Origin of the sequence: Pseudomonas sp. (assembly GCF_046581935.1) — a bacterium.
Lineage (GTDB): Bacteria > Pseudomonadota > Gammaproteobacteria > Pseudomonadales > Pseudomonadaceae > Aquipseudomonas.
The window spans coordinates 66,663-92,009 of the sequence record NZ_JAYGFK010000018.1 but is presented as its reverse complement, the minus strand read 5'-3'; the positions used below and the strand labels follow the sequence as shown (position 1 = coordinate 92,009).

At 60.0% G+C, this 25,347-nt stretch carries 24 protein-coding genes; 8 read left to right on the top strand and 16 right to left on the bottom strand.

The window, feature by feature from the left end:
* The 6 genes from VCA57_RS16575 to VCA57_RS16550 all read right to left on the bottom strand — a co-directional run bounded on the left by VCA57_RS16575 (nt 1) and on the right by VCA57_RS16550 (nt 8,990).
* The gene (locus tag VCA57_RS16575) at nt 1-879 is read right to left on the bottom strand and encodes a triphosphoribosyl-dephospho-CoA synthase (RefSeq protein WP_411186178.1); all 879 of its coding nucleotides are present in this window, start codon (nt 877-879) and stop codon (nt 1-3) included.
* Complete coding sequence (gene mdcA, locus VCA57_RS16570; protein ID WP_411186177.1) at nt 879-2,546, bottom strand: malonate decarboxylase subunit alpha; 1,668 nt, start codon at nt 2,544-2,546, stop codon at nt 879-881. Before mdcA ends, VCA57_RS16575 begins: the two co-directional genes overlap by 1 nt.
* A gap of 108 nt (nt 2,547-2,654) precedes the next feature.
* Nucleotides 2,655-3,233, bottom strand: coding sequence for an anti-virulence regulator CigR family protein (locus VCA57_RS16565; protein WP_411186176.1), 579 nt, complete (start codon nt 3,231-3,233; stop codon nt 2,655-2,657).
* 48 nt (nt 3,234-3,281) lie between these two features.
* On the bottom strand, nt 3,282-4,679 hold the full coding sequence (locus VCA57_RS16560) for an efflux transporter outer membrane subunit (protein ID WP_411186175.1): 1,398 nt from the start codon (nt 4,677-4,679) through the stop codon (nt 3,282-3,284).
* On the bottom strand, nt 4,676-7,804 hold the full coding sequence (locus VCA57_RS16555; RefSeq protein WP_411186174.1) for an efflux RND transporter permease subunit: 3,129 nt from the start codon (nt 7,802-7,804) through the stop codon (nt 4,676-4,678). The genes VCA57_RS16560 and VCA57_RS16555 overlap by 4 nt, the downstream gene beginning before the upstream one ends.
* 10 nt (nt 7,805-7,814) lie before the next feature.
* Nucleotides 7,815-8,990, bottom strand: a complete 1,176-nt coding sequence (locus VCA57_RS16550) for an efflux RND transporter periplasmic adaptor subunit (protein WP_411186173.1) — start codon at nt 8,988-8,990, stop codon at nt 7,815-7,817.
* Between the two features lie 156 nt (nt 8,991-9,146).
* Here VCA57_RS16550 and VCA57_RS16545 point away from each other — a divergent pair, with 156 nt between their 5' ends.
* From VCA57_RS16545 to VCA57_RS16535, 3 genes are all read left to right on the top strand, one after another.
* Nucleotides 9,147-10,532, top strand: coding sequence for an ATP-binding protein (locus VCA57_RS16545; RefSeq protein ID WP_411186172.1), 1,386 nt, complete (start codon nt 9,147-9,149; stop codon nt 10,530-10,532).
* On the top strand, nt 10,532-11,212 hold the full coding sequence (locus VCA57_RS16540) for a response regulator (protein WP_411186171.1): 681 nt from the start codon (nt 10,532-10,534) through the stop codon (nt 11,210-11,212). Before VCA57_RS16545 ends, VCA57_RS16540 begins: the two co-directional genes overlap by 1 nt.
* A 124-nt stretch (nt 11,213-11,336) precedes the next feature.
* On the top strand, nt 11,337-12,875 hold the full coding sequence (locus tag VCA57_RS16535) for a sigma-54-dependent transcriptional regulator (protein WP_411186170.1): 1,539 nt from the start codon (nt 11,337-11,339) through the stop codon (nt 12,873-12,875).
* A 9-nt stretch (nt 12,876-12,884) separates the two neighbouring features.
* Here the strand turns inward: VCA57_RS16535 and VCA57_RS16530 are convergent, their stop codons facing one another.
* From VCA57_RS16530 to VCA57_RS16500, 7 genes are all read right to left on the bottom strand, one after another.
* Nucleotides 12,885-13,652 (bottom strand): crotonase/enoyl-CoA hydratase family protein, encoded by a 768-nt coding sequence (locus VCA57_RS16530; RefSeq protein WP_411186169.1) that lies wholly within the window; start codon nt 13,650-13,652, stop codon nt 12,885-12,887.
* 108 nt (nt 13,653-13,760) lie between these two features.
* Nucleotides 13,761-14,672, bottom strand: coding sequence for an SDR family oxidoreductase (locus VCA57_RS16525; protein WP_411186168.1), 912 nt, complete (start codon nt 14,670-14,672; stop codon nt 13,761-13,763).
* 272 nt (nt 14,673-14,944) lie between these two features.
* Nucleotides 14,945-15,478 (bottom strand): DUF1569 domain-containing protein, encoded by a 534-nt coding sequence (locus tag VCA57_RS16520; RefSeq protein ID WP_411186167.1) that lies wholly within the window; start codon nt 15,476-15,478, stop codon nt 14,945-14,947.
* A complete protein-coding gene (locus tag VCA57_RS16515; RefSeq protein WP_411186166.1) occupies nt 15,457-16,362 on the bottom strand; it encodes an alpha/beta fold hydrolase in 906 nt (301 codons plus the stop codon). The genes VCA57_RS16520 and VCA57_RS16515 overlap by 22 nt, the downstream gene beginning before the upstream one ends.
* Nucleotides 16,359-17,141 (bottom strand): class II aldolase/adducin family protein, encoded by a 783-nt coding sequence (locus VCA57_RS16510; RefSeq protein WP_411186165.1) that lies wholly within the window; start codon nt 17,139-17,141, stop codon nt 16,359-16,361. Before VCA57_RS16510 ends, VCA57_RS16515 begins: the two co-directional genes overlap by 4 nt.
* Nucleotides 17,142-17,298: 157 nt before the next feature.
* Nucleotides 17,299-17,766 (bottom strand): cupin domain-containing protein, encoded by a 468-nt coding sequence (locus VCA57_RS16505; protein ID WP_411186164.1) that lies wholly within the window; start codon nt 17,764-17,766, stop codon nt 17,299-17,301.
* Nucleotides 17,766-18,218, bottom strand: coding sequence for a flavodoxin (locus VCA57_RS16500; protein ID WP_411186163.1), 453 nt, complete (start codon nt 18,216-18,218; stop codon nt 17,766-17,768). The genes VCA57_RS16505 and VCA57_RS16500 overlap by 1 nt, the downstream gene beginning before the upstream one ends.
* Nucleotides 18,219-18,330: 112 nt before the next feature.
* Here VCA57_RS16500 and VCA57_RS16495 point away from each other — a divergent pair, with 112 nt between their 5' ends.
* Nucleotides 18,331-18,792: a PAS domain-containing protein gene (locus tag VCA57_RS16495; RefSeq protein ID WP_411186162.1), complete on the top strand. Its 462-nt coding sequence runs from the start codon at nt 18,331-18,333 to the stop codon at nt 18,790-18,792.
* Nucleotides 18,793-18,843: 51 nt separating this feature from the next.
* Nucleotides 18,844-19,470, top strand: a complete 627-nt coding sequence (locus VCA57_RS16490; RefSeq protein ID WP_411186161.1) for a hypothetical protein — start codon at nt 18,844-18,846, stop codon at nt 19,468-19,470.
* Between the two features lie 135 nt (nt 19,471-19,605).
* Here the strand turns inward: VCA57_RS16490 and VCA57_RS16485 are convergent, their stop codons facing one another.
* Nucleotides 19,606-21,384 (bottom strand): acyl-CoA dehydrogenase C-terminal domain-containing protein, encoded by a 1,779-nt coding sequence (locus VCA57_RS16485; RefSeq protein WP_411186160.1) that lies wholly within the window; start codon nt 21,382-21,384, stop codon nt 19,606-19,608.
* A gap of 346 nt (nt 21,385-21,730) precedes the next feature.
* Nucleotides 21,731-22,684: a MerR family transcriptional regulator gene (locus tag VCA57_RS16480; RefSeq protein ID WP_411186159.1), complete on the bottom strand. Its 954-nt coding sequence runs from the start codon at nt 22,682-22,684 to the stop codon at nt 21,731-21,733.
* A gap of 219 nt (nt 22,685-22,903) precedes the next feature.
* On the opposite strand from VCA57_RS16480, the gene VCA57_RS16475 reads away from it, so the two are divergent.
* Together VCA57_RS16475 and VCA57_RS16470 are read left to right on the top strand one after the other, a co-directional pair.
* The gene (locus VCA57_RS16475) at nt 22,904-23,329 is read left to right on the top strand and encodes a thiol-disulfide oxidoreductase DCC family protein (protein ID WP_411186158.1); all 426 of its coding nucleotides are present in this window, start codon (nt 22,904-22,906) and stop codon (nt 23,327-23,329) included.
* Between the two features lie 126 nt (nt 23,330-23,455).
* A complete protein-coding gene (locus tag VCA57_RS16470; protein ID WP_411186157.1) occupies nt 23,456-24,025 on the top strand; it encodes an antibiotic biosynthesis monooxygenase in 570 nt (189 codons plus the stop codon).
* A 30-nt stretch (nt 24,026-24,055) separates the two neighbouring features.
* On the opposite strand, the gene VCA57_RS16465 is transcribed toward VCA57_RS16470, so the two are convergent.
* Complete coding sequence (locus VCA57_RS16465) at nt 24,056-24,352, bottom strand: DUF6482 family protein (protein WP_411186156.1); 297 nt, start codon at nt 24,350-24,352, stop codon at nt 24,056-24,058.
* A 262-nt stretch (nt 24,353-24,614) separates the two neighbouring features.
* On the opposite strand from VCA57_RS16465, the gene folM reads away from it, so the two are divergent.
* Nucleotides 24,615-25,325, top strand: a complete 711-nt coding sequence (gene folM, locus VCA57_RS16460) for a dihydromonapterin reductase (protein ID WP_411186155.1) — start codon at nt 24,615-24,617, stop codon at nt 25,323-25,325.
* The last annotated feature ends 22 nt before the right edge of the window (nt 25,326-25,347 follow it).

Here is a 25,347-nt window from a genome sequence, read left to right as displayed (position 1 = left end):
TTAAACACTCCCAATCTGCGCGTGCAGCGCAGGCTGCAGGCGGTCGAGGAATAAAGACGCGGCGAGCAAATCGGCTGCACCGCCGGGCGAGGCACGCAGCCTCAACATGTCGTAATCGAGTTCACGCAGACGCCGACGGCCTTCCAGGCTGGCGCAGCCGCCGGCCTTGAGCACCGCTCGGGCGCCGCTCTGCATGCTGCTTAGGCCAGCCAGGCCCGCGCGGTAGAGCACACAGGTATCAGTCAGGGTGGTCATGATCGCCAGCAAGGCATCCAGCCGAGCATTCTGCTCACCTGCACCGCTCTCACGGCTGCGCTGCAACTGCGGCAACGCCTGCTGGGTCACTGCCGGGAAGCCCAGCTGCGCTTCCTCGCGAGCACCGCGTACGCCATATAAACGGCAGACCCTGGCACCATGGCTGTCGCCATTGACTGGGGCGCGACGGTCATTGAGCAGAGCCAAACGCGCGGCCCGCAGGGTCACATCGCCGGCGCCCAAGCTGCGAGCATCCAACGCCGCAGCAGCGGTCAGCAGGCCCAGCGCCCAAATTGCACCGCGATGAGTGTTCACCCCATCGGTAACACGCAGCATCTCCGCTTCACCGGCGCGGCCGATCTGGCCGATTGCTTCGCGCAGCGCCAGGCTCACTGCGCCATGCTCAAGCGCGGCATCGGCCATCGCCTTGAAGCACGGCCACAACGACAGTGCCGAGGCGTGCATCAAACCCAGGTGCAGGTCGGTGTGCGCACCGCTGCCGCGTTTGTCGACCAGCCCCGGCTTTGGCGACAGATCGGCCTCATCAATGAGGGCATCTACCGCCAGGTCTGCCAGGCACTCGCTAAGCGACAGCTGCGGTTGTCGTGCGTTGACTGCACTCATCACCAGCTCCTGAATTTGGCGGGTGGGTTGTACAAACCACCCGACCAGTCGACCAGCTCGGCAATGCTCTTGGCAGCGAGCAATTCGCGGCTGGCATCGGCGCGGCGGATACCGAGGTCTTCTGGCAGCGCGATCAGCCCTTCACGACGCATGCGCGCGGTGTCTTTCGGGTCGTGGCGCAGGCCGATAGCGGTAACCCCGGCCACAGCGGCGATCATCGCCTGACGCTCTTCCAGCGAGCGCGCTTTGTACAGGTAGGCGATGCCTTCCTCGGTGAGCAGGTGGGTCACGTCGTCGCCGTAGATCATGATCGGCGCCAGCGGCATGCCGCTTTTCTTCGCCACTTCAATGGCATCGAGCTGTTCGACGAAGGTGGGTTTACCGCCTTCCTGGAAGGTCTCGACCATCTGCACCACGAGCTTCTTGCCACGCTCAAGCATGGTCACTGGGCCTTCGCCGCCGGGCGTCGCCATGTCCAGCCAGGCCGGTGTCGGATGACGACGACCGCGCGGGTCGTGGCCCATGTTCGGCGCGCCACCAAAGCCGGCGAGACGACCACGGGTGACGGTGGAGGAATGGCCATCACCATCCACTTGCAAGGTGGCGCCAATAAACAGGTCGACCGCGTACTGCCCAGCTAGCTGACACATCATGCGGTTGGAGCGCATCGAGCCGTCACGACCGGTAAAGAACACGTCCGGGCGCTGAGCGATGTAGTTCTCCATCCCCAACTCGGTGCCGAAGCAATGCACGCTTTGCACCCAGCCGGTTTCGATGGCGGGAATCAGGGTTGGGTGCGGGTTAAGCGTCCAGTTGCGGCAGATCTTGCCCTTCAGCCCCAGGGACTCGCCGTAGGTCGGCAGGATCAGTTCGATGGCGGCGGTATTGAAGCCAATGCCATGGTTGAGCGACTGTACGTTATGTTTTTCGTAGATGCCGCGAATCGCCATCATCGCCATCAGTACGTGCACCGGCTTGATGTGGCGCGGGTCACGGGTGAACAGCGGTTCGATGTAGAACGGCTTGTCGGCCACCACCACGAAATCCACCCAGGAAGCCGGAATGTCCACGCGCGGCAGCTCGTCGACAATTTCATTGACCTGGAAGATCACGATGCCATCGCTGAACGCGGTGGGCTCGACCAATGCAGGGGTGTCTTCAGTGCTCGGCCCGGTATAAATGTTGCCGTGACGGTCGGCCTGAAAGCCAGCCACCAACGCAACATTGGGGATCAAGTCCACCAACAGGCGCGAGTAGAGTTCGATATAAGTGTGGATGGCACCGACTTCGAGCCGGCCATCTTCAAGCAGTTGGCTAATGCGCAGGCTTTGCGGGCCAGCGAAAGAGAAGTCGAGCTTACGGGCGATGCCGCGTTCGAACAGATCAAGGTGCTCGGCGCGACTGACGCTCGGCATGATCATGTGCAGGTCATGCAAGCGGCCAGGATCAACCTTGGCCAACGAGCGCGAGAGAAAGTCAGCCTGTTTCTGGTTGTTGCCTTCGAGTACCACGCGATCGCCGGGAGCGATCAAAGCCTCGAGCGCAGCGACGATTTTGTCACTGGGCAAAACCACGCCATCGGCGAGGGTGCGCACCTGATCGAGACGTCGAGCTTTTTCAGCGCGACGACGCGACCATTGCGGCGGTGGGGATATTGTTGTTGTCATTGAAGACTCCACGAGTTCCGCTGTCGTGGAGACACATTAGAAGTGTGACCCTTGGGTCATCAATCAACCCCGGGGAGCAATCGTTACCCCAAGGTTAACGATTGCAGGTCAGTTCAGCACACCTTGCAAAATGGTGTACACGATGCCGGTGGCGACGGTTACCAAAACAACATCGCTGCCAACCCGACGCCATTCGTAACCCTGATAATGTGGCAAGCCTTGTAGTGCTCTGTCATCTAGGCGCTTGCCATAGCCATGCGGCAGCGGCTTGCCTCTCTGGATACGGACATTGGCAGGTACAGGCCCGCCTTGGCCGATCTGTCCACGACGCTCACGAAAAGCCTGGTGTACCGAGGAAAAGTCCTTGGGTGGTTGTTGAGAATGGCTGTTCATCTGGTTTTTTTGCGGCGATTGCCCTGGTTTGCCCTGGCCTTTACCTGGGCCCTGCTGCGGACTACCTGAACCCTTGCCGCCGTTCTGAGAATGGCTATTCATCTGCTTTTTTTGCTGCTGTTGCTCAGGTTTGCTCTGACCTTTACCAGGGTTCTGCTGGGGGCTAGTGTGGGCCTTACCGCCGTTCTGGGCGTGACCCTGCTGCATATCATCGTAGCCCTGTGGCGCGGCCGACAGCAGCGGGCTGGCGGACAGCAAAGCGATAGTAAAACTGGCAATTAGGGTTCTGTTCATATCATTACACCTCTAGGGGTAAACAAGGATGGGGCTGGTTTAGTCCCATTATTCAGTGATACCGCCGCCAAGCACCCGGTACAAGGTGATGCGATTGCTCTGCTCGGTCAGCTGCAAGCTGATCAAGTTCTGCTGTGCGGAATACAGCTCGCGCTGCGCATCCAGAGCATCCAGGTAACTGCTGGCACCATTGCGATAGAGCGCCTGTGACAGTTGCTGGCTTCTAGCAGTGGCCTCGGTCAGCGCCTTCTGCGCCTCCATTCGCCGGCGCAGGGTGCTGCGCTCAGCCAGTACATCAGCCACCTCGCGGAATGCACTCTGTAGGGTCTTTTCATAGGTCGCCAACTGAATGTCGCGCTCACGCTCGGCCACCTGCAAGTTGGCGCGGTTGGCCCCAGCGTCGAAGATCGGCACGCTGATGCTCGGGGCGAAGTTCCAGGCTCCACTCCCCCCCTTGAACAACCCACTTAAGGCCGCACTGCTGGAGCCAGCGCTAGCAGTCAGGCTGATACTGGGGAAGAACGCCGCGCGTGCCGCCCCAATATCGGCGTTGGAGGACTTCAGGTCGTGTTCAGCCGCCAGCACATCAGGGCGCTGCTGCAGCAAACTGGAAGGCAGACCAGCAGGAACCTCCAACAGCTCGGCGCTATCCTCGCGCAGTCCAGCAGGCAGTAGTTCCTCGGCCAGCTGTGTGCCGGCCAGTAGATTGAGGGCATTAAGGTCTTGCTGCACCTGGCTCTGATAGGCCGCCACGTCAACCCGAGCCGATTCCACGGTGCTCTGCGCCTGAGCCAGAGCCAGCCCCGAGGTGTTACCCAAGGAGTGACTGCGCTGCTGCAACTCATAGCTGGACTGCTGACTGGTCAACGTATCCTCGGCCAGCTTGAGCAGGTCCCGATCAGCAGCCAGGGTCAGCCATGCATTGGCCACCTCAGCCAGCAGACTGATCTGCGTACTGCGCCGTGTTTCTTCAAGCGACAGATAATCCTCCAGAGCGGCGTCGCTGAGGTTACGAATTCGCCCGAACAGATCCAGTTCGTAACTACTCAGCCCCAGCTCGGCGCTGTACTGGTGCGTTGTGCTGGCGCTGCCCGTACCGCTAAGGCTGGATGGTGTGCGACTGTGACTACTACTCACCCCGGCACTGATGGTCGGCAATTGCTCAGCGCGCTGCACCCGATAAAGAGCGCGGGCCTTCTCGACATTGAGCGCGGCGATACGCAGATCACGATTATTGGCCAGCGTCTGCTCAATAACCTGTTTGAGCCGGGCATCAAGGAAGAACGACTGCCAGCCGCTCTGTAGGGAGGCACTGCCCAGATCAGCACTATTCGGCCACTGCTGGGGAATCGGTGCCTGAGGTTGTTGATAATCAGGGGCCAAGTTTATACAGCCCGCCAGCAGCAGAGCCGGCAACAGCAGAGTCAAACGAGACGGGCGAATCATACTTCGACTCCTGCATCAGCCGGCGCACGACGGGCACTCAAGCGGCCCACCAAAACGAAGAACAGCGGGACGAAGAAAACACCGAGCAGCGTGGCGCTGAACATGCCGCCTAATACGCTGGTACCGATGGCTTGGCGGCCGCCAGCCCCGGCTCCACTGCTCATTGCCAGCGGCAGTACGCCGAACATAAAGGCCAGAGAGGTCATCAGAATCGGCCGCAGGCGCTGACGACAGGCTTCCATGGCGGCACTGAGTAGATCCTGACCCTGCTCCTGCAAATGCTTGGCAAACTCGACAATGAGGATAGCGTTCTTCGCCGCCAGACCGACGGTGGTGAGCAGACCGACCTGGAAGTACACATCGTTGTTCTGCCCCGCCAGGCCACTGCCAAGCACAGCACCAACGACCCCAAGAGGCACCACCAGCATCACGGCGAAGGGGACTGACCAGCTCTCGTACAACGCCGCCAGGCAGAGGAACACAAACAGAATGGACAGCGCATAGAGCAGCGGGGCCTGCGAGCCAGACAACCGCTCCTGATAAGACTGCCCCGACCACTCGAAGCCGATGCCGGACGGCAGTTGCGCGATAATCCGCTCGACCTCGTCCATGGCCTCACCCGAGCTGACGCCATCGGCTGGATCACCGACCAGCTCCAACGAAGCGTTACCGTTGTAGCGCTCTAACAGCGGCGAAGCGAAGCCCCAGGTACTGCTGACAATGGCGCTGAACGGCACCATTTCAGAAGCATCGTTACGCACGTACCAGCGATCGAGATCCTTGGGCTGCATACGGCTGTCAACTTCGCCCTGAACATAGACTTTCTTCACCCGGCCACTGTAAACAAAGTCGTTGACATAGCTGCCGCCCATGGCCGTACCCAAGGTGCTATTGATGTCGCTGGGGGCCAGGCCATATGCACCTGCTTTGCGATCATCGATAGCAACCTGAAGTTCAGGAGTATCGTCCAGACCGTTACTACGCACGCCCACCAACTTGTCACTCTGCGCGGCCAGCGCGAGAAACTGATTACGCGCGGCAATTAACGCATCATGGCCAACGCCGCCGACGTCCTTCAGTTGCAGGTTGAAACCGGAACTGTCACCAAGGCCACGAATGACCGGCGGCTGCATCACGAAAATGCTCGCATCGCGCAGCGATGACAGCTCGCCGGTGGCCCGCCGAGCCACGAAGGCAGAGTTCTGCTCAAAGCTTTCTCGCACGCTCCAGTCCTTCAGTTTGATAAAGGCGCGGCCAGTGTTCTGCGCATTGCCGCCCATCCCAAGACCGGTAATTGTGATCAGCGAGTCGACCTCGGGCTGGGCGCGCATGTACTCAACCAACTCTGTGGTGGCCGCCTGAGTACGTTCATCAGTGGCACCAACCGGCAACTGGACCATGGCCATCAAGACACCCTGATCCTCATCAGGCAAGAAGGCGCCCGGCAACTGCATATAGCCCACCGCCAACACAGTTAGGATCAGTGCGTAAAACGCCAGCATGCGCGTGCTGCGCCGCATCACACTGGACACACCGCGCTGGTAGCGTGTCGCACCGCGTTCGAAGGTGCGATTGAACCAACCGAAGAAGCCCCGAGCCTGATGCCCCTCGCCCTTGGCGATAGGTTTGAGCAGGGTGGCACACAGCGCCGGGCTGAGACTCATGGCCACCAGCACCGAAAGCAGCATAGCGCTGACGATGGTCACCGAGAACTGCCGATAGATCGCCCCAGTGGAGCCACCAAAGAAGGCCATAGGAATAAACACAGCCGACAACACCAGGGCAATGCCGATCAATGCACCGCTAATTTCAGCCATCGATTTGCGTGTAGCCTCTAGCGGCGATAGCCCCTCTTCAGCCATCACCCGCTCGACGTTCTCCACCACCACAATGGCGTCGTCCACCAACAAGCCAATGGCCAACACCATCGCGAACATGCTCAGGGTGTTAATTGAGTAGCCGAACAGCGCCAGTACGCCGAACGTACCAAGCAACACCACCGGCACGGTGATGGCGGGAATCAGGGTGGCGCGCCAGTTCTGCAAGAACAGATACATGATCACCACGACCAACGCCGTAGCCTCGAACAGCGCCTGCACCACCGCCTCAATCGACAAGCTGACAAATGGCGTGGTGTCGTAGGGAATGGCCGTTTCCAGCTGCATATCAGCCGGGAAATTGACCTCCAATTCCGCCAGTTTGAGCTTTACCGCCTTTGCCACACTCAGCGCGTTAGCACCGGTGGCCAGCTTGACGCCCATGGCCGCCGACGGCTTGCCATTGAGCGCAGTGACTACATCGTAACTTTCGCTACCCAGCTCGACCTTGGCCACATCGGAAAGCAGCACCAGCGAGCCGTCGCTGGCGCTCTTGAGCACAATGTCGCGGAACTGCTGCGCCGTCTGGAGCTTGCTGCGCGCACTGATGGTCGCATTCAGTTGCTGCCCAGCTGAAGCTGGCAGAGAGCCAAGCTGACCTGCGGACACCTGAGTATTCTGCGCCTCCAGAGCGTTGCTGATATCCGACGGCATCAGCGCGTATTGCTCAAGCTTGGCGGGGTCCAACCAGATGCGCATGGCATAGCCCGAGCCAAGGGCCTGTACCTCGCCGACGCCGTCGACACGGCTGACCTGATCGAGCAGTTGGCTGTCAATAAAGTCACCGATATCGGTGTTAGTCACGCTCTGGTTGTTCGACCAAAAAGCGACGATCATCAAGAAGTCACCACCGCCCTTGGTCACCGTGACACCCTGATTCTGTACCGCTTGCGGCAGGCGCGATTCGGCTTGCTGCAGTTTGTTTTGCACCTGCATCTGCGCCACATCGACGTCGACGCCATTGGAGAACGTCAGGCTGATACTGGCGCTGCCCGCCGAGCTGCTGGAGGCGGACATGTACATCAGGCCATCTAGGCCCTTCATCTGCTGCTCGATGACCTGGGTCACCGAGTCCTCGATGGTTTTGGCCGAGGCACCGGTGTAAGTCGCGGAGATATTGACGGTCGGCGGGGCAATGTCGGGGTACTGTTCCAACGGTAACTGACTGATCGACATCCCGCCGCCAAGCATGATCATGATGGCGATAACCCAGGCGAAGATCGGCCGGTCGATAAAGAAACGTGCCATTTTGCGCTCCTCAGTCGTTGGTCAGGGGGATGGCCGTGACCGGGGAACCAGCGGCGACCACACTGACGCTGTCACCGCTGCTCACCTTCTGTCCACCCTCGATAATCACCTGATCGCCGGCAGCGAGCCCGGACTCAACCCACCATTGATTGCCGACACTACGTCCCAGCACGACCTCGCGCTGCTCGACCTTGCCGCCCACCACCAGCAACACACTGCTGGAGCCACTGTGGCCACGAGTTACAGCGCGCTGCGGCACCAGCAGCGCCTGCTCATCCACCGCCTCCTCCAACACCGCACGAACGTACATCCCGGGCAACAGCAGGCCATCGGGGTTAGGCACCACGGCACGCAAGACGACACTGCCAGTACTCTGCGAAACACTGGCAGCGCTGAACTGCAAACGCCCCGCGTGCTTGTACTGGCTACCGTCTTCCAGACGCAGGACAATCTTCGCTTCGTTATCGCTGGCTTTGCTCAAGCGGCCGGCGGCAAACTCACGCTTGAGACGCAGCACCTCGGCGCTGGACTGGGTGATATCAACGTACAGCGGATCAAGCTGCTGCACCGTGGTCAACGACGAGTCCTGACTGGCGGTAACCAGCGCGCCCGGGGTAACGCTAGAGCTTTCCACACGCCCCGCGATAGGTGACGTGATGCGCGTGTAAGTCAGATCAATGCGTGCGCTTTTCTCCGAGGCCTGAGCGGCCTGATAGGCCGCTTGATTACTCTGCAAGCTAGCCTGGGCATCTTCATTATCCTGCTGGCTGATGGCATCGACTTTCACCAACTCGGCGTAACGAGTCGCCTTAAGCCGTGCCGAATTGAGTGCAGCCTTAGCCTCTGCAGTACTGGCACGCGCTTTATCGAAGGCGGCCTGATAGGTTGCCGGATCAATCACATAAAGTACCTCGCCCGCCTTGACCTCGGCACCTTCGGTAAACAGACGCTTCTGCACAATACCCCCAACCTGCGGGCGGATTTCTGCAGTCAGCCAGGCCTTGGTGCGCCCGGGCAATTCGCTGGTAACTGTTTGCGACTGCACAGCCAAAGTGGTCACCCCAACTTCTGTGGGGCCGCGCACTGGCAGCTCGGCAGCCGGTTTACAACCGACCAGAGCAAGCATGACGAACAGGTTGACCAGCAACGCTAGGCCGACCACCAGCCGACTGAAAGTAGATGACATGACGCTCTCCAGCCGGCATCTGACCGGCAATGATCGTATTTCGACTGGCTCATGCTGACGGGCAAATGTGCAGAAAATTTGAAGATTACCGTCAGATCGTTGAAACCCACGACGCAGACAGCCTTAATAGAGGTTAGTCCTCTGTTTTGGTGCGTCATGAAACTCAGCCTGTCGCGCAAACTCTTCCTTGCCGTACTCAGCACCGCCCTATTCGTCGCCCTGGCCATGTTCGTGGCCGGTGGTTGGAGCTTCGGCCGCGGCTTTATCGGCTATATCAACGAGCTGACCGAACAGCGCATGGTCACCGTACTGCCGCGCTTTAGCGAGGCATATCGCCGCCACGGCAGTTGGGATTTCCTGCGCGACAATCGCGATGACTGGGTCGGCATGATTCACCCACAAGGCGGCCAAATTCAGGACCGTACGTCCTGGGACGTACCGGTTTCCGACCTCACTGGCGCAGTGTTTCGTATCTCCCTACTGGATATGCAACAGCACAAGGTCATGGGCTTTATCGAGATGGGCAGCGATGCCGTGCGCATGCCTATCGTAGTAGACAGAAAAACCGTCGGCTGGCTGGCCATGGCACCATTCCAGAGCGTCACCGAGGTCGGCGGAGAACGCCTGCTGCATAACCAATTGCTATCCAGCCTGGTGGTCGCTGCGCTGTCCTTGCTGCTGGCTGCGCTCATCGCCGGTTGGGCCGCTCGCCGCCTGCTGGCCCCGGTGCGCCAGGTGGCAGCCGCCACTCATCGCCTAGCCGCAGGCGATTATGCCGAGCGGGTCAGCGTCAGCAACGATGACGAAGTCGGTCAACTCGCCCGCGACTTCAACCAACTGGCGCACACACTCGAACGCAACGAACAACTGCGCCGTGAGTTTATGGCTGATATTTCCCACGAGCTGCGCACCCCGCTAGCGGTGCTGCGCGGCGAATTGGAAGCGCTGGAAGACGGCGTGCGCAGGTTCGACGCGGCTTCGCTGCATTCGCTGCAACAGGAAGTCGGCCAACTCAACCAACTGGTCAGCGACCTGTACGAACTATCGATGGCCGATGTCGGCGCACTGACCTATCGCAAACAGCCGCTGGATCTGGTGGAGCTGCTACATGAAAGCCTGAGCGGTGCCCTTGAGCGCTGCCAAGAACAAGGCCTGGCCTTTGAACTGCAGTTGCCCATGACGACCATGCCGGTGCTGGCCGATGCCGCACGCCTGCGTCAACTGCTCGGCAATATATTGGAGAACAGCCTGCGCTACACCGACGCACGTGGCCGACTGCGCATCCGCCTGCAGGAGCAGAACGGTCATATCGTGCTGGACTGGCTCGACTCCGCACCCGGCGTGGCCGAGGAGGATTTACCACGATTATTCGAGCGATTCTTTCGCAGCGAAGCCTCACGCGGGCGAGCCAGTGGTGGCGCAGGGCTGGGCCTGGCAATCTGCCGCAGCATTGCTGAAGCCCACGGCGGCACATTGGACGCCCATTCTTCGCCACTCGGCGGTCTATGGCTGCAGCTCAGCCTGCCTCGGGAAGCACACTGATGCTCAACAACGACGAACTGGACAGCGCCGATATTCTGGTAGTGGAAGACGAGCCCAAACTAGCTGCCCTACTGCGCGACTACCTGCAAAACGCCGGGCACCGGGTAACCTGCCTGCACGACGGTTTGGCTGTAGTGCCTGCCGTGCGGGCAACCGAGCCGCAGTTGATCCTGCTCGATATCATGCTCCCCGGCCGTGACGGCCTGGATATCTGCCGCGAACTGCGAACCTTCAGCGAAGTGCCGATCATGCTGATCACTGCTCGGGTCGACGAAGTGGACCGCTTGCTCGGCCTGGACCTAGGTGCCGACGACTACATCTGCAAACCGTTTAGCCCGCGTGAGGTCATGGCCCGCGTACGTGCCATCCTGCGCCGCCGCCCGACGCAGTCCAGTGGTAGCTTGCAGTTGGATGCGGCGACCTACAGGGCGAGCTACGCAGGGGTAGAACTGGACCTCACACCGGTGGAGTTCCGTCTGCTGCATTGCCTGGCGACACCAGCAGGGCGGGTATTTTCCCGCGATCAACTGATGGATAGCGCCTACAGCGACCACCGCATCGTCACCGACCGCACCGTGGACAGCCACATCAAAAACCTGCGGCGCAAGCTGGAACAAGTGGCACCGCAGCAGGAGCTGATCCACTCGATCTACGGCGTGGGCTACAAGCTGGAGCTATAGCCGCCGCCACGCCCACTCATACAGCCGGCGTGCGCCATAGGTGCCCGCTGCCTCCGTCCAGTTAACTAAGCCAGACAGACCGGGCATACTGGCGCACCTGTAAACCAATCGGCCGCCCGTTTCCATGCGTATTCACGTCACCTTTATCGATCGCGTTGGCATCACCCAGGAAGTGCTGGCCCTGCTCGGCGGGCGCAATCTCAACCTGGATGCGGTAGAGATGGTGCCGCCCAACGTCTATATCGATGCGCCGACCCTCAGCCCTGCGGTGCTCGATGAACTGCGCGAGGCGCTGTTCAAGGTGCAAGGCGTACAGGCCGTGACCATTGTTGACATTCTCCCCGGCCAGCGCCGCCACTTGCAGCTCGACGCCCTACTCGCTGCCATGACCGACCCGGTGCTGGCGGTCGACAACCAGGGCCGCGTGCTACTGGCTAACCCGGCACTGCTCGAACTGTGCGGCCAGCAGCCCGAAGGCCTGGCCATTGGCGAACTGTTTGCCGACCCGCAGTTGCAAGCGGAGTTACTCTCACAAGGCTTTCGCCTGCCGATGCGCGAAGTCACCCTCAAGGGCCAAGCCTTGCTGCTGGACGCACAACCGATTACCGAAAGTGTCGACGACGGCGCACGCCGCCTCACCGGCGGGCTGCTCAGCCTGTACGCACCGAGTCGCATCGGCGAACGCCTGGCCGCGCTGCACCATGACCACGCCGAAGGCTTTGACTCACTGCTCGGCGACTCTGCGCCGATTCGTAACCTAAAAACCCGCGCCCAGCGCGTCGCCACCCTGGATGCACCGCTGTTAATCCAGGGCGAAACCGGCACTGGCAAAGAACTGGTCGCACGCGCCTGCCATGCCATCAGCACGCGCAGTAGCGCACCGTTTCTGGCACTTAACTGTGCGGCATTGCCGGAGAACCTCGCCGAAAGCGAGCTGTTCGGCTATGCCCCCGGCGCCTTTACCGGCGCTCAGCGCGGCGGCAAGCCGGGGCTGCTGGAACTGGCCAACCAGGGCACAGTGTTTCTCGATGAAATCGGCGAAATGTCGCCTTATTTGCAGGCCAAACTGCTGCGTTTCTTGAGCGACGGCAGCTTCCGCCGGGTAGGCGGCCAGCATGAGGTCAAGGTCAATGTGCGCATCCTCAGCGCCACCCACCGCGACCTGGAAAAAATGGTCAGCGAAGGCGCGTTCCGCGAAGACCTGTTCTATCGCCTCAACGTGCTTAACCTGGAAGTGCCGCCGCTGCGCGAGCGCGGTCAGGATATTCTGCTGCTCGCCCGGCACTTTATGCAGCAGGCCTGCGCGCAGATCCAGCGCCTGCCCTGCCGCCTGACGCCAGACACCTACCCGGCGCTGTTGGGCAACCGCTGGCCCGGCAATGTGCGCCAGCTGCAGAACGTGATCTTTCGCGCCGCCGCCATCTGCGAAAGCAACCTGGTGCAGATCGATGATCTGGATATCGCCGGCACCGCTGTGGCCGCACAGCAGGCCGATGGCGAAGTCAGCAGCCTGGAAGACGCGGTTGCCGAGTTCGAAAAAGCCCTGCTGGAAAAGCTCTACCCCAGCCACCCCTCTACCCGGCAACTGGCCACCCGCCTGCACACCTCGCACAGCGCGATTGCCATGCGCCTGCGCAAATACGGGATTCCGGGTAAGCCGTAAACACGTCAATCAGAATGTGCCGTGGCGCCCTTTACCATCTTTGAAGCGCTGCGCTCCGTCCTGGGTTTCACCGCTGGCAATCACCGCCATGCCGCCGACAAATTCATTGGCCATGGCCTGGGTAAACGGCAGGTCCCACTGCGCATAGGCGCTGGCGCGGTCGGCGAGCATGCAGCTTTGCGGGAAGCCGGCAATCTCCAGCGCCAACTGCTGCGCGGCAGCCAACGCGCTACCGGCTGCGACCACCCGATTGACCAGGCCCATGCTCAGCGCCTCTTCAGCCAAAACCGGGCGACCGGTGAGAATCAGATCCAGCGCGCGGCCCTGGCCGATAATCCGTGGCAAGCGCACGGTGCCGCCGTCGATAAGCGGCACGCCAAAGCGTCGGCAAAAGACCCCAAGCACCGCGTTATCAGCCATCACCCGCAAGTCGGCGAGCAGCGCCAGCTCCAGCCCGCCGGCAACCGCGTGACCTTCGATGGCAGCGATCAGCGGTTTACTCAGCTGCATGCGACTAGGCCCCATCGGCCCGTCACCCTCGGTTTCCAGGCGATTGGCACACTCAGCGCCTGCGGCCACCGCGCCCAGATCAGCGCCTGCACAGAAAGTCCCGCCCGCACCAGCCAATACCGCCACCCGTGCCTGCTCGTCCGCTTCAAAGGCACGCAAGGCCGCGGCCAGCGCCTCGGCAGTCGGCCGATCAACCGCGTTGCGCACCTCCGCGCGGTTGATGGTCAGGGTAGTAACCGGGCCGTTCTTTTCGATGATGACGCGCATAACCTGCTCCCTAAAAAGCCAAAGGCCGGCATTTAGCCGGCCTTCACCTTAAAACCCTGCGCGGTGGAAATTAGCCTGCTGACCGATCTCCCCGCCAGAGTGGCGCAATCAGAGGGCGAACTTCTGCAGGTGATCCATCATTTCTTTTAACGCTTCAATATTGTCCTTCGGATGGGCTGCGCCCTCGAAGTCGCAGATCTGTGCGAAGTTGGCGGCTACGTCTTCCGGGCTGTAGCCGGCTCGTGGGTCGAAGCCGGCACCCAGGCTGCGCTCCCAGCGCACTTTACCCATCCAGCCGCCGCCGACCTCGAACAACCCGGAGGTTTCTTCGCTGGCATCGCTGGCAAGGTACACCACCAGTGGGCTGACCAGCTCGGGCTTGAGCTGCTCGAACACCTGCGGCGGGATCAGCCCTTCGGTCATACGCGTGCCGCCAGTCGGGGCAATGGCGTTGACCAGGATGTTGTTTTTGCGCCCTTCGATGGCCAGGGTGCGGGTCAGGCCATACAGGCCGAGCTTGGCCATGCCGTAGTTGGACTGGCCGAAGTTGCCATAGATGCCGGAGGTCGATGCAGTGAAGATCACTCGGCCATAGCCCTGCTCGCGCATGTGCGGCCAGGCGGCGCGGGTGACCTTGTAGGCGCCCTCGACGTGCACCTTGTAAACCAGATCCCAGTCGGCGTCTTCCATCTTGTGGAAGGTCTTGTCACGCAGGATGCCGGCGTTATTCACCACCACATCGATACGGCCGAAGGTATCCAGCGCGCACTGGACGATCTTCTCGCCGTCGGTCACCGAATCATGGTTGGCCACGGCGGTGCCGCCAGCAGCGCGGATTTCCTCAACCACTTTGTCTGCCGCTGAGGCGTTGGCCCCTTCGCCGTGGGTGCTGCCGCCCAGATCGTTGACCACCACCTTGGCACCGTGTTTAGCGAACAGCAGCGCGTGGGCGCGGCCCAGGCCGCCACCCGCGCCGGTGACGATTACAACCTGATCTTGAAAACGGATGGCGTCGCTCATGCAGCATTCCTCGGCAGATTAACAATGCACCGAGTGTCCAGCAGATGCACTTTGGTCACAACAGAAACAAACAGCCCTGAATGGTGCGTAATAAAGCAGCGGGATAGTCAGGCTTAGGCAATCGCATAAGGGTGGCTCATTTATCGCGGCTACGACTGCACGGATGCAGGAGGTAGAGCGAAGCAGGAGGCCAGAGCCGAAAGCACCTCCCACGATCTATCGTCAGCGGGGTTCAGCTTGTAGGAGGCGCTTCAGCAGCGAGTTTGCAGGGTCTAGATAGCCCTGCGGATCAGGCTCAAGTGGTTGTACAGATGCAGCACATGGGCCTGGGCGTAATCCGCATGGCTCAGTGCGCCATAGGCAAAATGCGGTTGTAACTCGCCCTGATATGCCGCGAAGTCGGCGAATGCTTGCTGCAAACGCGCAAGTGCCAAGGCTTGCGTGGCCGGTTGGCTCAGCGCTGCCGCGCCGGGAATTGCCTCATCCAGCGGGTGACGCATGGCCCCACGTGCGGCAAATACGCTGAACGCCAGCGGGCCGACGCTGCTACGAAACCAGGTTGGTTTGAGCTTTGGATAACCGCTGATGGAGTATTCGATGCTCTGCGCACAGTGATTGAACACTTCGACAGGGCTCCAGCCTTTGAGGCTGACCAGCTCACGCGCGGCCAAGTCCGCCAGCACCTGTTGCGCGCTGCTCAGCGTCAAGGCCCCCGGTGCCACGCCGCTGGGCAATGCCCAGAAACCCGCGCCTATAACCGCCACGCCGCCGAGGGCGGCTCCCTTCAAGACCGTGCGTCGCTGCATGCTGCGTTTCCTAACTGTTGACGAAATTGTAGATAGTGCTTCAGCACCTCAGCGGGAGCCTCGGTCTGTGGGTAATGGCCAATCTGCTTGAGCAACACGGTATCGGCGTTGCTTATCAGCTCACGATAGCGCGCCACCATATGCGCGCCGGAGATTGGGTCAACGGCACCGTCGATCACGCGCATGGGCACACCTGTAGCCTGCATGGCGGCGACCCAACGCTCACGCTGCACGCGGCGCTCAGGCATATAACGGATCAGGCGATGCATCACGGCGGGGCCGTTATTGGCGGCAATCAGGCTCCAGAAGTCATCCAGCTCACGGGCGCTAGGCTGCGTATGCGGGCCGAACACCCTGGCAAAGCTTTGCGCCAGCTTTTTACGGCTGAACAATCGGCCTATCAGCGGGCCGACAGGGCTAAGCAGCAGCTTTTGCAGTAATACCGGGTGATGGGTTTCCGGGAACAAGCCGCCGTTGAGGAACACGCAACTGGCCAGCGTAAACTGCCCTTGCTGATGACGCGCCAGCAACTCTTGAGCAACGCTGTCGCCATAGTCATGGGCGAGAACATGCACCGCTTTATCAACACCGAGGTGCGCCAGCAGCGCCTGCTGCAGATCGGCCTGCTCCAGCAGGCTGTAGGCGTGCCCGCGCGGCTTGGCTGAGTCGCCAAAACCGAGCATGTCGCAGGCAATCACGTGGTATTTATCCGCCAAGGCCGCCCACAGGTAATGCCAGTCCCAACTGGCCGTGGGAAAGCCATGGATCAACAGCAGTGGCTCGCCCTGCCCGGCCGTCCAGTAGCGGATGTCATGCCCGCGAAAGCTGAAGTGCTGACCCTGCGCGCGCCAGTCCGCCAGGGCAATACCTGGCAGCGCTGTCATGCGGCGTAACCCGGCATCTGTTGATCGAGCTTGCGCAGCAGCGCCGGCCACGCCAGCGAGCCGCCCATGCCTTGTGAGGTTTTCATCACGCCCGCGAGCATGGTCTTGGCTCCATCAAGGATCTGCTGCGGGATGTGGATCAGCTCAGCGCCGCCACCCTGCGCCATCACTTGAATCTCGCAGGCGCGCTGCAGGGTAAACATCATCAGGAAGGTGTCGGCAATGCTACTGGAGGCGGTGAGCAAACCATGGTTGGGCAGGATCATAAAGTTCTTGTCGCCCAGGTCGGCCTGCAAGCGGGCCTTTTCATCATGGTTCAGCGCTACGCCTTCATAACCGTGATAGGCCAGGCTGGAGAGGACGAACAAAGACTGTTGCGAGAGTGGCAGCAAGCCCTGCTTCTGCACTGAAACGGCGATCCCCGCTGCGGTATGGATGTGCAACACGCAAGCCACGTCATGGCGTACCTCATGCACGGCACTGTGGATGGTGTAACCCGCCGGGTTGATGTCAAACGGGCTGTCCATCAGCTTGTTGCCGGCGAGGTCGATCTTCACCAGGCTGGAGGCGCTGATTTCATGGAACATCAAGCCGTAGGGGTTGATCAGGAAATCTTCGCTGCCGGGAATCTTCGCTGAAATATGGGTGAAGATCAGGTCATCCCAGCCATACAGGGCAATCAGCCGATAACACGCGGCCAGGTCGACGCGGGTCTGCCATTCGGCGGCAGAGACTTGATCCTTGAGGCTTACAACAGGCAGAGCGGGGGCGGCGGTCATGGCATGTTCCTCGGCTGTTCTTGTTATGGGAGCCCTAGCCGATTCATATGCAGCAGCAGATAAACCGGCAGCAGGCCCGCAACAGTCTAGCGAGGACGGGGAGAAAGATAAGTCGCTCTAGCGGCCAGCTTGGTGGCCTTGCAGGTCAGCAACCGCGTTAGACACACTCAGGATACAACTGAGTTAACAGCGGCCAGTCGCACTGCGCCTGGGCATCATCACTGAGCAAACGAAACCCGGCGAAGTCAAACCCCGGGGCCACGGTACAGCCCACCAAGGTGAAATCACCTAAGCTGCGCGCCGCTTGCCAGGCATGTGCCAGCACCGCGCGCTGGGGCAATTGCTCTGGTGCCACCAAGCCCAGACGTTCACGGCGAATGGCGTCAGGTTGCTCGGCGATCAGCAACTCCAGCGGCGCGCCTTCATAGAAGTGCCACAGCTCGTCGGCATCAACCCGATGCCAGCGGCTAACCACGCCCACCGGCAACAGAAAGATAATCGCCGTACTACACAAGCGGCCATCGGCAACCTGCTGCGGCGACTCGAACAGCCGGCGGTAGTAACCGCCTTCCGGGTGAGCCTGCAATTGCAGCGCGGCGATCAGCTCTTGCGCGCGCGGGTGCATCAGCCTTGCAGCGCCGCAATAAAATCAGCCAGCCAGGGCTCGGCATCGCTTTCCGGGGTTACGCTTTCACTGCTGTCCAAGCGCAGCATCGGCAGCACTTCACGAACGCCCAGCTCGGCATACAGCTCGCGCACCAGCTCGCCGCCGCCGCAGAAGGTATCGCCGTAGCTGGAGTCACCCAGGGCAATCACCCCGCCCGGCAGACCGCTCCAGGCCGGCAGGTGGTCACGAATGGCGTAGTACAGCGGCTGCAGGTTATCCGGCAATTCACCCATGCCGGTGGTCGAGGTCACCGCCAGAAAAGCTTGCGGGGCAAAAGCCTGAACGTCGGCCAGGCTGGCCCGTGGGTTGTGCCAAGCCTCAAGGCCAGCAGCATTCAATAGGTGCTCGGCGTGGCGGGCAACTTCTTCGGCGGTGCCGTACACCGAGCCGGAAAAGATGGCGATTTTCATGCAAAACTCCGAAACATACAGAACCAAGTCGATAAGCTGGGCATTATGCCGCAAGTAGACAGCCCGCCCGGATGTTTTAGAATGCAGCGGACATAGACTGGGAAATCGCCTCATGATCAACGCCAAGCTACTGCAACTGGTGATCAACGCCTCCAACGACGGCATCGTGGTTGCCGAACAGGAAGGTGACGACAACATTCTGATCTATGCCAACCCTGCCTTTGAAAAACTTACCGGCTACGCCAGCGAAGACATCCTCTATCAGGATTGCCGCTTCCTGCAGGCCGGTGACCGCGACCAAGCTGGTTTGCAGGCGATCCGCGAGGCGGTGAAGACGCACCGCCCGTGCCGCCAGATCATCCGCAACTACCGTAAAGACGGCAGCGTGTTCTGGAACGAGCTGTCGATCACCCCGGTGGTCAATGACGCCGACCAGCTGACCTACTACATCGGCATCCAAAAGAACGTCACCGAACAGGTCGAGGCGCAGGAGCGGGTCAAAGAGCTGGAGGCCGAACTGGCGACCCTCAAGGCTGAACTGGCCCGCCTGCAGGCGACGAGCGGTAATAACTAATCTGAATAGACGCGGTCACAAAGTCTTCAGAGCTTGACGTAGACCGCTCCCATGCAAGAACAAGCACTCCTCACCCAGGCAGAACTGGCCTTTATTCGCCAGTTGCATCAGCCAGCGACCACTGAACAGCGCAAACAACCGCGCCTGCAGGTGGATATTGCCAAACAGTTGAGTGAACTGCTCTCGCACTGCGCCGTTAATGAGCAACTGAGCCTGCATGCGCACATCGCCAACCAGCATCTGACCTTTGACCTGCTTCTCAGCCAGGACGAGAAAAACACGCCCTGCCTACAACTCAGCGCCCCGCAGATTATCGATGAGGGCGAAATAGACCGCGCTTGGCGCTCGCCCTTACCGGAACCGCTACCACTGCACACTAAGCGAGCCAAACCCAGCGACCTGTGGATTCATCAACTGTCAATGAATGGTGCACTGATAGAACACCGCGCCACGCGCAAACCGCCCAAGCACTTCCACCTGGTTTTACCGGTAGATGAACAGCAGCCAATCGCTGTAGCCGGGGTTTTCGTCCGTGAAACCGAGAGCGGCCTGCTGGCTTATCAGTTGCACACGCTAGACCCGCAAAGCGACGAACACCTGCGCCAGTTCATCTACCAGCAGCATCGTCAGCAAGAACAGCGGCTAAACATCGGACGCCGCTCAACAGCCAACACCTGAACTGCTAAATCGCAGGCAAAAAAAGACCCGCAATCGCGCGGGCCTAAGATGCAGGAGAAACTCCTGCTGCAGGGATAAAAAAATCCGATAGCCGAAAATGGGCGGTGCTAGTAGCTACCGGATTGCGCAGTCGTTTTAGGCAGCAAACTCCTCCTCGCTGAAGGCCATCAACGTGGCTTTGCCGGCCTTAACCTCAGCCAGCAGGCTGTCGGTTTCAGTCAGGATGCGCGCCATAAAGAAGTCCGCAGACTTCAATTTGGCAGCGTAAAACACTGTTTCCGTGCGGCCGGCAGCCAGCTTGGCTTTGGCCACCGCCGCCATCCGCGCCCACATCCAGGCCAGGCTAACCAGCGCGAACAACCGCAGATAAGGCGTAGCCGCAGCACCAGCCTGCTCAGAATCTTTCATGCCTTCGCAGGCAATCCATAGAGTGGCCTGCTGCAACTGCTTGAGCGCAGCACTTAGCGCAGCAACATGCTCAGCGTTAGCGTTAGCCTTGAGCCAAGTTTCGATCAAGGCAAAGTAACTGCGCACCGCGCGGCCGCCACCCAGGGCCAATTTGCGCCCGACCAAATCGAGCGCCTGAATGCCATTGGTGCCTTCATAAATACGGGTGATGCGGGAGTCACGCACCAGTTGCTCAATACCCCAATCTTCGGTGTAACCGGAACCACCGAGCACCTGTAGGCCCTCGTTGGCGCAGTTGAAGCCCTCATCAGTGAGGAACGACTTCACCACGGGAGTCAGCAGCTGCACCAGATCATCGGCCTGCTCGCGCACGGCAGGGTCTTCGTGATCATGGGCGACGTCTTCATGCAAACCGGTGAAGTATGCCAGCGCGCGGCAACCTTCGATCATCACCTTCTGACGCAACAACATGCGCCGTACATCCGGGTGCACGATAATCGGGTCGGCCGACTTATCTGCCGCCTTGGGGCCAGACAGTGAGCGGCTTTGCAGGCGCTCTTTGGCAAAGCCCAAGCTGATTTGATAAGCGCTTTCGGCAATGCCAAGGCCCTGCATACCAACCATCAGGCGCGCCGAGTTCATCATGGTGAACATGCATTTGAGGCCCTGGTTAGCCTCGCCGATCAACCAGCCCTGCGCACCTTCAAAATTCATCACGCAGGTGGCGGAGCCCTTGATGCCCATCTTGTGCTCCAAACCGCCGCAGAACGCTGGATTAAGGCTGCCGTCTGCAAGGAACTTGGGCACCAGGAACAGCGAAATACCTTTCACGCTATCTGGCGCATCCGGCAGCTTGGCCAGCACCAGATGCACGATGTTGTCGACCAGATCGTGCTCACCGCCAGTGATCCAGATCTTGGTGCCACTGATGGCATAACTGCCGTCAGCCTGGGGCAGCGCCCGCGTACGGATCAGGCTCAGATCAGTACCGCACTGCGGCTCGGTCAAGCACATAGTGCCGGTCCACTCGCCACTGATCAGCTTCGGTAAGTAGCGTTCCTGCAGCTCATGCGCACCGTGGGCTGTCAGTGCGTTAATTGCGCCATGGGTCAAGCCTGGGTACATACCAAGCGAGAGGTTGGCCGAGCAAACCATCTCCTCGACCATCATGTTCAACACATGAGGCAAGCCCTGACCACCAAACTCCGGGGTACAGGCCAGCGACGTCCAGCCGCCTTCGGCAAACTGCTGATAGGCCGCACGAAAACCATCCGGCGCTTTCACCGATTTAGTTTGCGGGTCGTAATCACAGCCTTGCTTGTCGCCTGGGCCATTGAGCGGAGCCAGGACGTTCTCCGCCAGCTTGGCGGCTTCTTCCAGAATGGCGCCACCGAGGTCGTCTCCGAACTCGCGCTGACTAGGCAGCGACTGCAAGGTGGCATAAGCGTCGAGCACCTCGTCAAACACGAAGCGCATGTCACAAAGGGGCGCGCGATATTGAGTCATGTTGCTAAGCCCTCAAACTGTACAAGCTAAAACTGTACGATAATTAAAAATGTACAGCTTTTGTATAGCTTAAAAAGCCCAACCGCAAGCACTTTCTTGTACAGAATGTACAAGTAATCGAAATCAACGCTAAATCGCAGACACAGTAATACCCACCACCATAGCCATTGCAGGCAGCAGCCAAGCGGGTTTAGTACGGTGGATTAGCAGGCCGTTGAAAAATGTAGGCGAGGCAGGCAAGACAAGGCAAAAACGGCCGAAAAAGCGGAGTTTACGGTTGTAAATGAGCATTTTGAGGTCGTTTTTAACGCAGGATTGCCAACGCAGGTAGTTTTTCAACAGCCTGCTAGGTATCTAGATGACCAGCTAGAAACTGCTGCAACCGACGCTGCATCAGGCGTCCTTCGTTGCCTAGGCAGGCAATTGGCGAGCCGCTGAGGCTTTCCTCGGCCAGATCAGCACCATCACCGGCCATCACTAGCGGGCAATCCAGCGATAGCGCAAGGCGCGACAAGACCTTTGGCAGGTCGTCGCTGGGCGGCTGATTGGAGAACAGCACCAGTGCTTGGGGCTGCATTTTTTCACAGACCAGGGTCAATTCCTCAAGAGGCTGCCCCAGCCCGAGGACACTTACGGAGGTGTCTGTGCTACTCAGCAGCAGACCCGCCACCAGCAACTCCAACTCACGGCAATGGCCTGGCAAAGCGGCCAACAGCACGCGCTCTTCAACCTGGCTGCGCAGTACCTGCAAGCGCTGCAGCGTGCGTGCGCGCAAGAAGGTGTCAAGGAACAACCACTCGCTGCTCTGGCCGTATTCGTCCTGGCGCAGCAACAGCTCCTGCCACAGCGGCATCAGGATGTCCTGAAACACCACGGGCAAGGGGTAGCTAGAGAATATCTGGCCGTACAACCGGTCCAGGCGCACGTCATCAAAGGCACTGATGGCGCGGCGCAGCTGGGCTTGCCACTCGCCCCACTCGTTGGCGCTGAGTTCTTCATAGACCGGCGAACTGGCGGATTTAATTGCACTACCTTTGGCAAGAATCTTACCGACCTTGCTCACCGCAACACCGCGCTCGATCCACGCCAGGATACTGCGTACCGACTCGATATCGACCTGCGAATAGAGCCGATGGCCACTGTCGGTGCGGGTGGGCTGGATCAGCCCATAACGCCGCTCCCAGGCACGCAGGGTGACTGGGTTTACACCGGTCAGGCGCGCCACTTCACGAATAGGAAATAGCTCTTCCTGCTTGAGGGCACTCGAAACGAGGGACGAAGCACCAACGAGATCGGACATGGGCGGAGGTATCACAGAAAAATATTGCGCGCATTGTAACTCAAGCCGCTCAGCGCATACTTTGTACAAAACCTATACAAAAACATAAAGCCTGTTTACGCTCTAGCAAACAGGGCGAGCCAAAGTCCGATAAGCAAGACCGTTGCGTTTAGCATCATTTATGGCTTGGCGCAGGCCGGATAACCAACACGCAGTCAATCGCACACAGGCTCTTCAACCATGAACAAGCAACCGCGCTGGCCCCTGACCCTCTACTACGACGGCGACTGCCCGCTGTGTGCGCGTGAAATCCAACTGCTGCGCCGGCATGCCAATGTGCAGCGTCTGTGCCTGGTCGATATCAGCCTGAACGACTTTCATCCCAGCTCCATTGGATACACCAAACAGGCCTTGCAAGACCGCCTGCACGCTCGCTTTGCCGACGGCCAATGGGTCACCGGCCTTGATGCGACCTTGTGGAGTTGGCGTGCGGCTGACCTTGGCCGCTGGGCCGTGCCACTGACCTGGAAGCCACTGCGCCCATTGTTCGAGCTGGGCTATCGCTTGTTTTGCCTCGCCCGACCACACCTCAACTGGTTACCGCACCCAGACGGTGCAAAACGCTGCACAACAAAACCCTCCGACACTTGCAAAGACCGTTGTTAGCGCGGGACTGGCGCTTTGCGCTAAAAACGGAATAATCCTTGCCTGTATATCAACGCCACTCACCACCCCGAGCGGCTTGAAGCGTGCGCCCTACCCTGGCACATGCCTGATCCTTGGAGATACACAATGTCTGCAGAGCCCGTCACCCTGATGGTTGCCCGCCGTGTCGCCAGCGGCCGTTATCACGATCTTCTCGCCTGGCTGCATGAAGGCGAACGCCTAGCCACCGACTTCCCCGGCTACCTGGGTTCCGGTGTGCTGGCACCGCCCCCTGACGATGATGAATTTCAAATCGTTTTCCGTTTCAGCGATGCCGACACCATGACCGCCTGGGAGCATTCAGCCTCGCGCAACACTTGGCTTGAACGCGGTAGCGGCTTGTTTGCCCAACCGCATGAACACCGTGCAGTGGGCCTCGATGCCTGGTTTGGGGCAATGCACCGGCAACCACCGCGTTGGAAACAGAGCGTGGCCATTTGGCTGGCATTCTTCCCGGTATCACTGACCTTCAACCTGTTGTTTGGCGGCTTGCTTGCCGATCTGCCACTGGTCTGGCGCGTGCTGCTCAGCACACTGGCACTCACGCCACTGATGACCTACTGGTTTATTCCGTTTGCCACCCGCTTATTGGCACCCTGGCTAAACACCCACCCGGCTAACGCGCTGCGTCGCCACAGCACATCCGCCACCCGCTAAGCTGCCGACACGCAGTACAACTGCCGCTGGCTAATGCAGCGGCAGCCACAACCCTGGGTCGGCTTGCTGCATGACGGGTCGGCCAATAATTTCATCGTGGCTCTCAGGCTGCAGTAACAGCACGCGAGATATCCCACAGCGGCGTAAGCGCGCTTTAAGCAGCGCCATCCCAGGCCAGAGCGGGCGACCGACCGCATAATCCAGCGCACGCTTGCGGCCAGCCCGGCTGACGACCTGCGCCTTATAGCCGCAACAACGCAGGGCTAACACCTCAACATGGCTCACCCGCCCACACAGCACTGCAATACTCAATTGCCAAGGCCTCATGACGACGCACACCTGTACAAGAAAACCAATCTTGTACACCATAAACGCAATATTATTTAGTCGCCACATACAAAAAACAGCCGAATAGCTCAACAAACAGGCGCTATAACCGGAAAAATCGCAGTACCCACAGAAGCCGCATGGTTGTACAAAACAAATCCCTGGTATAACTTTGACCCTGGTTCAGTCGAGGCCGCGCCCTACTGGTCAGGTAACCCGGTGCAGCGTCGCTGAACCCACCCTTTTCTCTGCAGAGTCGACCATGAGCGTTAGCGCCGCCCCCATCCTGATTACCGGAGCCAGCCAGCGCATCGGCCTGTACTGCGCTGAACGCCTGCTCGATGACGGCCACTCGCTGATCGTCACCTACCGCAGCGAGCGCACGGGCGTTGAGCAACTCAGGCAGCGCGGAGCCCTGGCCTTGCAGGCGGATTTTTCCAGCGCAGCCAGCATTCTGGCGTTTATCGAACAACTCAAGACACACACCGACAGCCTGCGCGCCATCGTGCACAACGCTTCCGATTGGCTAGTTGAAGCACCCGGCGAAGAAGCCGCGGCGTTTACCCAACTATTCAACGTACACATGCTCGCACCGTACCTGATCAACATGCATTGCCAGCCCCTGTTGGCCCGCTCCACACCCGCTGACATCATCCACATCACTGATGATGTGGCGCGCAAAGGCAGCGCCAACCGCCCGGCCTACTGCGCCAGCAAAGCCGGGCTGGAAAACCTGACCCCGTCCTTTGCCGCGCGCTTCGCGCCACAGATCAAAGTCAACGCCATCGCCCCGGCACTGATCATGTTCAACCCGGACGATGACGCCGACTACCGTAGTAAAACCCTTAAAAAATCGGCACTGGGCATCGAACCTGGGCCACAGGTGATCTACCAAAGCTTGCGCTACCTGCTCGACAACCCCTACGTCACCGGCACCACACTGACTGTCAACGGCGGCCGCCATCTCAAATGAGCCTGGCCGCGAGGACCCTGCA

What these genes read in the sequence shown, in the direction of transcription:
- VCA57_RS16575 (WP_411186178.1), bottom strand. Translation starts at nt 879, where the DNA reads ATGAGTGCAGTCAACGCACGACAACCGCAGCTGTCGCTTAGCGAGTGC.
- mdcA (WP_411186177.1), bottom strand. Translation starts at nt 2,546, where the DNA reads ATGACAACAACAATATCCCCACCGCCGCAATGGTCGCGTCGTCGCGCT.
- VCA57_RS16565 (WP_411186176.1), bottom strand. Translation starts at nt 3,233, where the DNA reads ATGAACAGAACCCTAATTGCCAGTTTTACTATCGCTTTGCTGTCCGCC.
- VCA57_RS16560 (WP_411186175.1), bottom strand. Translation starts at nt 4,679, where the DNA reads ATGATTCGCCCGTCTCGTTTGACTCTGCTGTTGCCGGCTCTGCTGCTG.
- VCA57_RS16555 (WP_411186174.1), bottom strand. Translation starts at nt 7,804, where the DNA reads ATGGCACGTTTCTTTATCGACCGGCCGATCTTCGCCTGGGTTATCGCC.
- VCA57_RS16550 (WP_411186173.1), bottom strand. Translation starts at nt 8,990, where the DNA reads ATGTCATCTACTTTCAGTCGGCTGGTGGTCGGCCTAGCGTTGCTGGTC.
- VCA57_RS16545 (WP_411186172.1), top strand. Translation starts at nt 9,147, where the DNA reads ATGAAACTCAGCCTGTCGCGCAAACTCTTCCTTGCCGTACTCAGCACC.
- VCA57_RS16540 (WP_411186171.1), top strand. Translation starts at nt 10,532, where the DNA reads ATGCTCAACAACGACGAACTGGACAGCGCCGATATTCTGGTAGTGGAA.
- VCA57_RS16535 (WP_411186170.1), top strand. Translation starts at nt 11,337, where the DNA reads ATGCGTATTCACGTCACCTTTATCGATCGCGTTGGCATCACCCAGGAA.
- VCA57_RS16530 (WP_411186169.1), bottom strand. Translation starts at nt 13,652, where the DNA reads ATGCGCGTCATCATCGAAAAGAACGGCCCGGTTACTACCCTGACCATC.
- VCA57_RS16525 (WP_411186168.1), bottom strand. Translation starts at nt 14,672, where the DNA reads ATGAGCGACGCCATCCGTTTTCAAGATCAGGTTGTAATCGTCACCGGC.
- VCA57_RS16520 (WP_411186167.1), bottom strand. Translation starts at nt 15,478, where the DNA reads ATGCAGCGACGCACGGTCTTGAAGGGAGCCGCCCTCGGCGGCGTGGCG.
- VCA57_RS16515 (WP_411186166.1), bottom strand. Translation starts at nt 16,362, where the DNA reads ATGACAGCGCTGCCAGGTATTGCCCTGGCGGACTGGCGCGCGCAGGGT.
- VCA57_RS16510 (WP_411186165.1), bottom strand. Translation starts at nt 17,141, where the DNA reads ATGACCGCCGCCCCCGCTCTGCCTGTTGTAAGCCTCAAGGATCAAGTC.
- VCA57_RS16505 (WP_411186164.1), bottom strand. Translation starts at nt 17,766, where the DNA reads ATGCACCCGCGCGCGCAAGAGCTGATCGCCGCGCTGCAATTGCAGGCT.
- VCA57_RS16500 (WP_411186163.1), bottom strand. Translation starts at nt 18,218, where the DNA reads ATGAAAATCGCCATCTTTTCCGGCTCGGTGTACGGCACCGCCGAAGAA.
- VCA57_RS16495 (WP_411186162.1), top strand. Translation starts at nt 18,331, where the DNA reads ATGATCAACGCCAAGCTACTGCAACTGGTGATCAACGCCTCCAACGAC.
- VCA57_RS16490 (WP_411186161.1), top strand. Translation starts at nt 18,844, where the DNA reads ATGCAAGAACAAGCACTCCTCACCCAGGCAGAACTGGCCTTTATTCGC.
- VCA57_RS16485 (WP_411186160.1), bottom strand. Translation starts at nt 21,384, where the DNA reads ATGACTCAATATCGCGCGCCCCTTTGTGACATGCGCTTCGTGTTTGAC.
- VCA57_RS16480 (WP_411186159.1), bottom strand. Translation starts at nt 22,684, where the DNA reads ATGTCCGATCTCGTTGGTGCTTCGTCCCTCGTTTCGAGTGCCCTCAAG.
- VCA57_RS16475 (WP_411186158.1), top strand. Translation starts at nt 22,904, where the DNA reads ATGAACAAGCAACCGCGCTGGCCCCTGACCCTCTACTACGACGGCGAC.
- VCA57_RS16470 (WP_411186157.1), top strand. Translation starts at nt 23,456, where the DNA reads ATGTCTGCAGAGCCCGTCACCCTGATGGTTGCCCGCCGTGTCGCCAGC.
- VCA57_RS16465 (WP_411186156.1), bottom strand. Translation starts at nt 24,352, where the DNA reads ATGAGGCCTTGGCAATTGAGTATTGCAGTGCTGTGTGGGCGGGTGAGC.
- folM (WP_411186155.1), top strand. Translation starts at nt 24,615, where the DNA reads ATGAGCGTTAGCGCCGCCCCCATCCTGATTACCGGAGCCAGCCAGCGC.